The sequence below is a fragment of the Glaesserella sp. genome (assembly GCF_041817755.1).
Lineage (GTDB): Bacteria > Pseudomonadota > Gammaproteobacteria > Enterobacterales > Pasteurellaceae > Glaesserella.
The window spans coordinates 1-7680 of sequence record NZ_JBGYBX010000068.1 but is presented as its reverse complement, the minus strand read 5'-3'; the positions used below and the strand labels follow the sequence as shown (position 1 = coordinate 7680).

Sequence of the window (7680 nt, the reverse complement as noted above, 5' to 3'; positions counted from 1 at the left end):
ATGGCAAGAGCTTTAACCCCTTTAGAAATTAACACGTCCACTTGGTCATTTTGGATGGATTGTGCGTTTTGTGAGTCATTCATTAATAAATCAATGCCACCCAGCGCTTTTGCTTCTTTTTCGATTTCTTGGCGCATTAACGACATAAAGTTATCATCGTATTTGTAGATGGTGACACCGATACGATCTGCCGCTTGCGCTGTTGACGCGATTGCACCCAAACCTACCGCGAATGCAACTGCACTTAATACTGTTTTTTTCATAATGGGCTCCTAATTGGATTTTTAGATTCAGTTTAAATTGTCACTTTACGAGTAACAGGCTGAAATTTTACTCCAAAAAAAGGAAAAAGAATGTGATCATACTCACAAAATTGCAAACGATTACTTTACTTAACTTGAAATAAGTTTAAGTTTTGTACAGTTTGACGTAATTGTTGTACCCAAGATTTCTTCGGTGAAAATCGACTAAGAGGAAGGAAAAGGGTTTCTTTGAGCAAATGAAGTTCGCTCGGATATTGCCGATAAAGGCGTTTCAGGCTGGCATAGCAAGACTGAACGGTTCTTTGTCCATAAGCAAAACCGTAAAGATTTTGCCGATCTTGTTCGTCAAGATCCATTGCACCTTCATCACCTTGAATCAACGGAAAATCACGCTCAAATTGTGCTTTCGCTTTTTGCACAAAGCGTTTACCTGATTCAGAAATGGGGTAGAGCATCATCGCACTCGGATAGCCGCTGCTGGCTTCGGCTGTCGGCGTGACTTGCACCAGTTCGAACCCGCAGGATTGCCAAAAGCGCAGAAGCGTTTCGGTCATTCCAAAACTGACGGAAACAAAATCCGCAAGCGGTGCGATTTGCAAAATATTTTGCAAAACTAACCGCTTGCCGTAGCCTTGCTTCTGATATTCAGGCTGTACGGCAATACGAGAAATTCGCACCGATTTTAAACGGCAGGCATCAGGCAAATTCCCCTGAAAACAGAGATATTGAGCAACCAAATTCCCTTGCGGACGGCGTTCGCCCCGCCAAATGGCTTGAGTGAGTTCCTCATCTAATCCCCCTTCATTTACCGCCCAACAACCTGCAATCAACCTTTCTTGTTCTTCGAGATAAAAATAATGCTGCTCAGGGGCATCAAACAGACGGCGTAAATCCGTTGGCGTTGTTTTGTAATGTGCTTGGGCGAGTAGGTGATAGAAATTAATATACTGCGCTAAAGTTCGCTCCCCCTGCTTGCGGGGGGAACTGCCGAAGGCTGAGAGGGGGAAAGAGGGGATTTTATCTTCCAACAGCAATAATTGATTAATAAAAGCTTCCAACGGATCATTTTCCCCCCATCTCAACGGTTGGCTCAATGTCCACTGTTTCGTAGAACGGCTTAATGTCGGCAAAAACTTCAAGCAAAAACCACGCCCGGTACCTTCATAATTTTGAGTTGTCGTGGTTAGCACAACCTTATCAAAATAGGTACAAAACCGTTGTAACATCGGCAAAGGCAAACTCGCCGCTTCATCAATAAATAGCCATTGCTTCGGTGAGATATTTTGCTGTTCGATCATCTGAATTAAACGATCAGGAGCAAAGAATTTGACCTTATCGCTTTCAATCCCTTTCCAAAAATTCGGCAAGGCTGAATGGCTACGGGCGGTAATGGATACCGTATATTGCGGAGAGAGTTTTTCTGCGAGCTTGCCCGATAATGTCGATTTTCCACGACCACGGGGAGCGAGAATAAGATGAATATCCGCAGGATCAAGCGGTAAGTTATCGAAGATATTTTGCTGATCTTGGGTAAAGACAATTTTCCCCCTTCCTCCTGCTTCACAGGGTACTTCTCCCGTAAACGGGGGCAGAATTTCATTAACTAACACTTTAAAATAACGATAGAAATTCGGCGTGCTAATCGGCTGTTGAGCGTTCCAACGTAACGCATCAAAATCGACTTGTTGCTCTAAATTATCCCAGTCAGGACACACTAAATAGAGCGTACCGCCTTCTTGAATCGTACCTACCACAATCGCCAATGCGTCAAGATTTAGGCAAACACCACCTTCGGCTCGCATATCATAAAATGCATAGGGAAATTCTTGACCGAGTAAGGTTTTGGCATTAGAGAAGGGGAGAGATGTCGGCGAATCAGGTAAGAAAATACCGCCGACATCGACAGTGTCAAAAGAAGATGGGAGATGATCGATAATCGCTAGATGACGCATTATTCTTCAATTATTTTTTCCGCAATATAGGGATCATCAAACCCTAGCGACTGCATAATTTCCGTTTCCAGACTTTCCATTTCTTCCGCTTCTTTATCGGTGAGATGGTCGTAGCCAAGCAAATGCAATGTGCCGTGAATGACGAGATGCGCCCAGTGAGCTTCGAGCGGTTTTTCTTGTTCAATCGCTTCTTTTTCAACGACTTGACGACAGATAATCAAATCCCCTAACAGTGGCAATTCAATGCCTTCAGGGACTTCAAACGGGAAAGAGAGTACGTTAGTTGGTTTGTCTTTGCCACGGTAGGTTAAATTTAACTCGTGACTTTCCGCTTCATCAACAATCCGAATCGTGATTTCGGTTTCAGGGTAATCCGCCGTTTTTGCTTCCATTGCTAACGCTTTATCCACCCAGTGTTGAAATTGAGTTTCCGTCGGTAAGCCTGCTGTATTTTCAGATGCAATTTGGAGATCGATATATAAATTCATTTACAAAATATTCCTAAAATCTAACCGCTTGTTACCACTTATCCGCCGCTTGTTGATCGCTTTCACGCCCATCAATCCAACGCTCACCGTGGTTGGTGGTTTCACGTTTCCAGAATGGTGCTTTGGTTTTGAGATAGTCCATAATAAATTCATTGGCGTGATAGGCGTTGCCTCGATGAGCAGAACTGACACCGACTAAGACAATTTCATCGCCCGTATAAAGTTGTCCGATACGATGAATAACGGCAACACGTTGTAATTCCCAACGGCTTCTGGCTTCATCGACAATTTCTTGTAAGGCTTTTTCAGTCATTGCAGGGTAGTATTCCAAGTATAAACCTGACACGCTATCGCCCAAATTCATTTCACGCACTTTGCCGACAAAAAGGGTAGTCGCACCGACAGAGTGTTGCTCACTCAGCCATTTGTAGATCGCATTTTGATCGAAGGGATCTTGTTGAACCCGAATTAAGGTTTCCATTTAGCCCCCGGTTACAGGTGGAAAATATGCCACCTCATCTCCGTCTTTGATTTCTGCAGACAAAGGGGAAATAGTTTGATTGATGGCGACTAATAATTTCCCTGCTTGTAGTGCTAACGCCCATTTGTCGCTACGTTCGGCTAAATGTTGGCGAAGCTGTTCAGCAGTAGTGAAAGTTGCTTCAACGTCTAAGCTATCTATGCCCACTAATTCACGGGTTTGGGCGAAAAAGAGTACTTTAATCATTTTTAACTAATCTTATCAATAATTTGTAGGGGCGAATTACATTCGCCCTTGTTATATTTTGAATTATCGGGGCAAATATGATTTGCCCCTACAAAATGTTATGGTTTTGCGACAAAATCGCCTGATTTCCCACCGCTTTTACTGAGTAATCGCACTTGTTCGATTACCATATCTTTTTGCACCGCTTTGCACATATCATAAATAGTTAAAGCAGCGACACTGGCTGCGGTTAAGGCTTCCATTTCAACCCCTGTTTTTCCTGACAATTTACACAGAGATTCAATCCGTACTTGGTTTTTGTCAGGCAACGCTTCGAGTTGCACTTCCACTTTAGAAAGCAGAAGCGGGTGGCAAAGAGGGATTAATTCCCACGTTCTTTTTGCCGCTTGAATACCGGCAATACGAGCGGTCGCAAAAACATCGCCTTTGTGGTGGTTGCCCGAAATGATCATCTGTAACGTTTCAGGGTTCATTGTCACAAAGGCTTCCGCACGAGCTTCTCGCACGGTATCTTGTTTGGCGGAAACATCAACCATATTGGCTTCGCCGTTTTGGTTTATATGGGTAAAGGTGTTCATTGGTTTCTCTTATTTATAAATTGACTATTTACTCTCTCACTTTGATTGGGATTCTGTCAAATCTCCCCTACCCCCTCTTTGCTAAAGAGGGGAACTGGCTCAAACGAAAAATCAATATCGAAGTTCTTCAAAACGATTTTTTATTTGAAGATGAACAAGTAAGTTTCTTCGATCTGATCCCCCTCTTTAGCAAAGAGGGGGTAGGGGAGATTTGTCAAACGATTTTGAAAAGGATATCTACCCCCCAATCGACGCCAAATTATTTCTTACCCCACTATCGCCAATATGCAAATAATGGTGTTCACGCTTGCCTTGCAGGGCGGATTTCAATCTGGCTTCAAGTTGAGATTGTTGCTCGTCCGATTGCAATAAATCCCGAATATCAATCCCTTCTTCACCGAACAGACATAGGTGTAATTTGCCGAGTGCCGACACTCTCAAACGGTTACAACTGGCACAGAAATTCTTCTCATAAGGCATAATCAAACCAATTTCCCCTTGATAATCAGGGTGGGCAAGCACTTTGGCTGGGCCGTCAGACATCGCTTTAGGTTGCAATTGCCAACCTTCTTGAGTTAATCGTTCTAAAATGGATTGCCCTGAAAGGTGCTGTTGCTGGAAAAAGTGATCCATTTCGCCGGTTTCCATTAACTCAATAAATCGTATTTGAATAGGGCGAACTTTAATCCAACGTAAGAAATCGTCCAAACCTTTAGCGGTATATTGTTTCATCAGCACGGCATTCACTTTGACTTTTTTATAGCCAATCTCAAAGGCACGATCAATACCATTTAATACCGTCGCCAGCTTATTTTCCCCCGTAATCAAATGAAATTGACGTGGATCTAAGCTATCAACACTCACGTTTAAATGAGTAATTCCCGCCTGTTTCCATGCTTCCACATCACGGAAAAGGCGATAACCGTTGGTCGTTAAAGCAACTTGGCGAATACCTGCCGTTTGTGAAATATGATGAGCGATCTCTAAAAAATCCTTGCGTAAGGTCGGCTCGCCACCAGTAATACGGATTTTTTCCGTACCTAAATTGGCGAAGGCTTGAGCAACACGTTGAATTTCATCGACAGACAGAAAGGTTTGTTTATGCGACGGCGGACGATAACCATCGGGCAAACAATAGTTGCAACGAAAGTTACAGACATCGGTAATCGATAACCGTAAATAAGTGTATTGACGTTGGAAACGGTCGATCAAACCTTGCTCGAACTCGTTTCCCACATTTCTAATTGGGATTTGCAATGTGACACCTTTCTAAATATGAGAGGAGAGCCGATTTCTCAACTTTCCCTGTGTAATCAACAAATTACAGGCACAGTTTCCATATCGCTAGACTTAGGAAAACAGGCTCGGAGTCGGATAATTTGGGAATTGTAGTAACGGAATAACAATTAAGCAAGCAATAAGATGGTAATTGTCTAATTTAACATCATTTATTAAAGCGTATTTATCCTTTTGATACATATCAAGATTTTTAAATTGCTTTCTGTTAGGCTAGAGCGCTTAAATAAAGGAGAAGCAATGAACACTAGAACGCAATGGTCATGTCTTGTCGATACACAGGCAGCCGTTTTAGAGTGGGAAGATACATCAGGGGCAGAGTATCTCAAAACATTTGATGACCTAATTCATTACGCCCAAGCCTTACTCTACACCAAACGCGATCATCTTGCTTTTTTCTATTGCAAACCGGAAACCAACGAATGGTTCAAGGTCGATTTACAACGACACAAACAATCATTCTGCCTCTTGCAAGCGACACAAATGGCGTTACCCTTTGAGCTTAGCCATCGGGAGTTAGATATTTTAACCCTAATCAGTAGCGGTTTAAGCAACGGAGAAATTGCGGAACAGCTTTACATCAGCGAACGCACCGTCGCAAAACATATTCAACATATCTTTGAAAAAACGCAAATTGATAACCGCACTATCCTTGCCGTATTTGCAGTGACAGAAAATCTGTGCCGTTTACCGACACCGGGAAATCTTACGCAATCCATATTAGCCAGTTATGACATTGAACAACAGGCTAAAAAGCGTGACAATTTCACGAAGGTAAACGCATTTTCCATCAAACATCAAAATGCAAAACCGATCACCATCGGCATACCCTATGTGGAACAGGGCATAGGGCAGATTGATACCCAAGAGCTATTAAACGGCTCACTGTTAGCGGTAGAAACCATCAACCGACAAGGTGGGATTAACGGACGAGAATTGCATTTGGAAACCGCAGGGTTCTGTGTGGAAGATAGCGAAAGTATTCGTCAAGCCTATCAACAGCTATTTGATAAAGAAGTCGATGCGATTTCAACCAACTATGCCTGTTACTCGCCTGAAATTCACGAACTGGTCGCAATGAAAGGTATCCCTTATCTTCACATTGCCACCCATAGCACCACAAATAAATTGGCTCAACATTTGCCTGTGGAAAAAATTGAAAATATTTTCCAAGTGTGTGCCAGTGATGTGAATTACGGGTTAGGCATAATGCGATTTTTACAGCATTATCAACAACATTACCCGATGTTTGTTAAACAACGCAAGTTGCTGATTATCAATGTGAAATGGCAAAAAATCGACATAGGCGTAGAACAACTGATTTTAGCGTCAAAAGCGTTGAAATGGTCGGTGGAAGTGATTGAATTGGAAAAGTCCGAACAGGCTTTTGATTATGCAATGAAACAGATCCATCAATTAATGCCGTCAATGGTGGTATTAGCGTCCTATTTTGCGGAAGACATTTTGGATTTTCACCAAGCCTTTATTCAACAACCGATTAACGCCATTATTTACAGCATTTACGCCCCGTCGGTATTACTTCCCCATCAGCAACTTTGCGAAGGCGTGGTTTGGGCGTCCACCACAGGGCTAAGTACCAACCATATCGGGCAACAATTTCGCCAACAATATCAACAACTTTTCGGACATCAGCCTAGCTATTCCCAAGCCAGTGTTGCCTATGACCAAGTGCATATTTTGGCAAATACTTGGCAACACAGCACGACCCCAAGAGCGTTTAAAGAAGTGTTAAATGGCGTACGTTCGTTGATTTATCACGGCGTAAACGGCACTTATTTTCTCGGCAATGATGAACAAATCGGCTTAACTTACCCCGATAACACCACCGATTTATCCATTAGCCAACCTCACTTAGTCTTTCAAATCCAGCAAGGCAAAAATACCGTAATTGCCCCATCGTTATTTGCCGAAGCCAAATTTCAACTACCGCCGTGGTTTAGGGTTTAGGTTCATTTTGACGGTAATACTTTCTTACATTTCATTTACAATTTCATTCTCTTTTCCCTTATTTCTATCGCTAAATACGCAAATCTGCGTATTGAATCCCCTTGGCTGAAAACTATAATTTCCACAGACTTTTTATTGATTTTTTGTGTGGGGAGTTGTGAACGTGAAGAAAAAAATGATCTTGGGCAGTATCGCTTTAATGCTTGTGGGGGCTGGGATTTTTGGTGGGACGCAGTATGTGATGAAAGCAACCGGTTCGACGGAATTTTGTGTGAGTTGCCACTCGATGACTCACCCACAAGCGGAGTGGGAGGGAAGTGTGCATTTTTCTAACCGTAAAGGGATTCGGGCGGAATGTTCGGATTGCCATATTCCTGAAGATCCGATGCATTATGTGAAAGCGAAAGT

9 protein-coding genes and 1 riboswitch are annotated in these 7680 nt (G+C 42.7%); of the genes, 2 read left to right on the top strand and 7 right to left on the bottom strand.

What is annotated here, in order from left to right; genetic code table 11:
* The 7 genes from ACEYKX_RS10535 to moaA form a co-directional block, all read right to left on the bottom strand.
* The coding region (locus ACEYKX_RS10535) for a substrate-binding domain-containing protein (RefSeq protein WP_373780726.1) at nucleotides 1–263 on the bottom strand (263 nt) is incomplete at its 3' end.
* A gap of 125 nt (nucleotides 264–388) precedes the next feature.
* Entirely contained in the window at nucleotides 389–2215 is a 1827-nt protein-coding gene (locus ACEYKX_RS10530; protein WP_373768125.1) for a GNAT family N-acetyltransferase, read from the bottom strand.
* Entirely contained in the window at nucleotides 2215–2703 is a 489-nt protein-coding gene (gene ybeY / locus ACEYKX_RS10525; RefSeq protein WP_373768126.1) for an rRNA maturation RNase YbeY, read from the bottom strand. Before ybeY ends, ACEYKX_RS10530 begins: the two co-directional genes overlap by 1 nt.
* Nucleotides 2704–2734: 31 nt before the next feature.
* Nucleotides 2735–3184 (bottom strand): molybdopterin synthase catalytic subunit MoaE, encoded by a 450-nt coding sequence (gene moaE, locus ACEYKX_RS10520; protein WP_373768127.1) that lies wholly within the window; start codon nucleotides 3182–3184, stop codon nucleotides 2735–2737.
* Complete coding sequence (gene moaD / locus ACEYKX_RS10515; RefSeq protein WP_373768128.1) at nucleotides 3185–3430, bottom strand: molybdopterin synthase sulfur carrier subunit; 246 nt, start codon at nucleotides 3428–3430, stop codon at nucleotides 3185–3187.
* A gap of 98 nt (nucleotides 3431–3528) precedes the next feature.
* Nucleotides 3529–4008, bottom strand: a complete 480-nt coding sequence (gene moaC, locus ACEYKX_RS10510; protein WP_373768129.1) for a cyclic pyranopterin monophosphate synthase MoaC — start codon at nucleotides 4006–4008, stop codon at nucleotides 3529–3531.
* 237 nt (nucleotides 4009–4245) lie between these two features.
* The gene (gene moaA, locus ACEYKX_RS10505) at nucleotides 4246–5265 is read right to left on the bottom strand and encodes a GTP 3',8-cyclase MoaA (protein WP_373768130.1); all 1020 of its coding nucleotides are present in this window, start codon (nucleotides 5263–5265) and stop codon (nucleotides 4246–4248) included.
* Nucleotides 5255–5390, bottom strand: a riboswitch (molybdenum cofactor riboswitch). (Overlaps the previous gene by 11 nt.)
* Before the next feature lie 154 nt (nucleotides 5391–5544).
* Here moaA and ACEYKX_RS10500 point away from each other — a divergent pair.
* Nucleotides 5545–7272 carry a LuxR C-terminal-related transcriptional regulator gene (locus ACEYKX_RS10500; protein WP_373768131.1) on the top strand — a complete coding sequence of 576 codons (1728 nt, stop codon included), beginning with the start codon at nucleotides 5545–5547 and terminating at the stop codon, nucleotides 7270–7272.
* Between the two features lie 175 nt (nucleotides 7273–7447).
* Nucleotides 7448–7680 (top strand): NapC/NirT family cytochrome c (locus ACEYKX_RS10495; protein WP_373780727.1); only part of this gene is annotated, 233 nt, incomplete at its 3' end.

Excerpts from the sequence above, each read along its gene's own strand:
- ACEYKX_RS10530 (WP_373768125.1), bottom strand. The coding sequence starts at position 2,215 with ATGCGTCATCTAGCGATTATCGATCATCTCCCATCTTCTTTTGACACT.
- ybeY (WP_373768126.1), bottom strand. The coding sequence starts at position 2,703 with ATGAATTTATATATCGATCTCCAAATTGCATCTGAAAATACAGCAGGC.
- moaE (WP_373768127.1), bottom strand. The coding sequence starts at position 3,184 with ATGGAAACCTTAATTCGGGTTCAACAAGATCCCTTCGATCAAAATGCG.
- moaD (WP_373768128.1), bottom strand. The coding sequence starts at position 3,430 with ATGATTAAAGTACTCTTTTTCGCCCAAACCCGTGAATTAGTGGGCATA.
- moaC (WP_373768129.1), bottom strand. The coding sequence starts at position 4,008 with ATGAACACCTTTACCCATATAAACCAAAACGGCGAAGCCAATATGGTT.
- ACEYKX_RS10500 (WP_373768131.1), top strand. The coding sequence starts at position 5,545 with ATGAACACTAGAACGCAATGGTCATGTCTTGTCGATACACAGGCAGCC.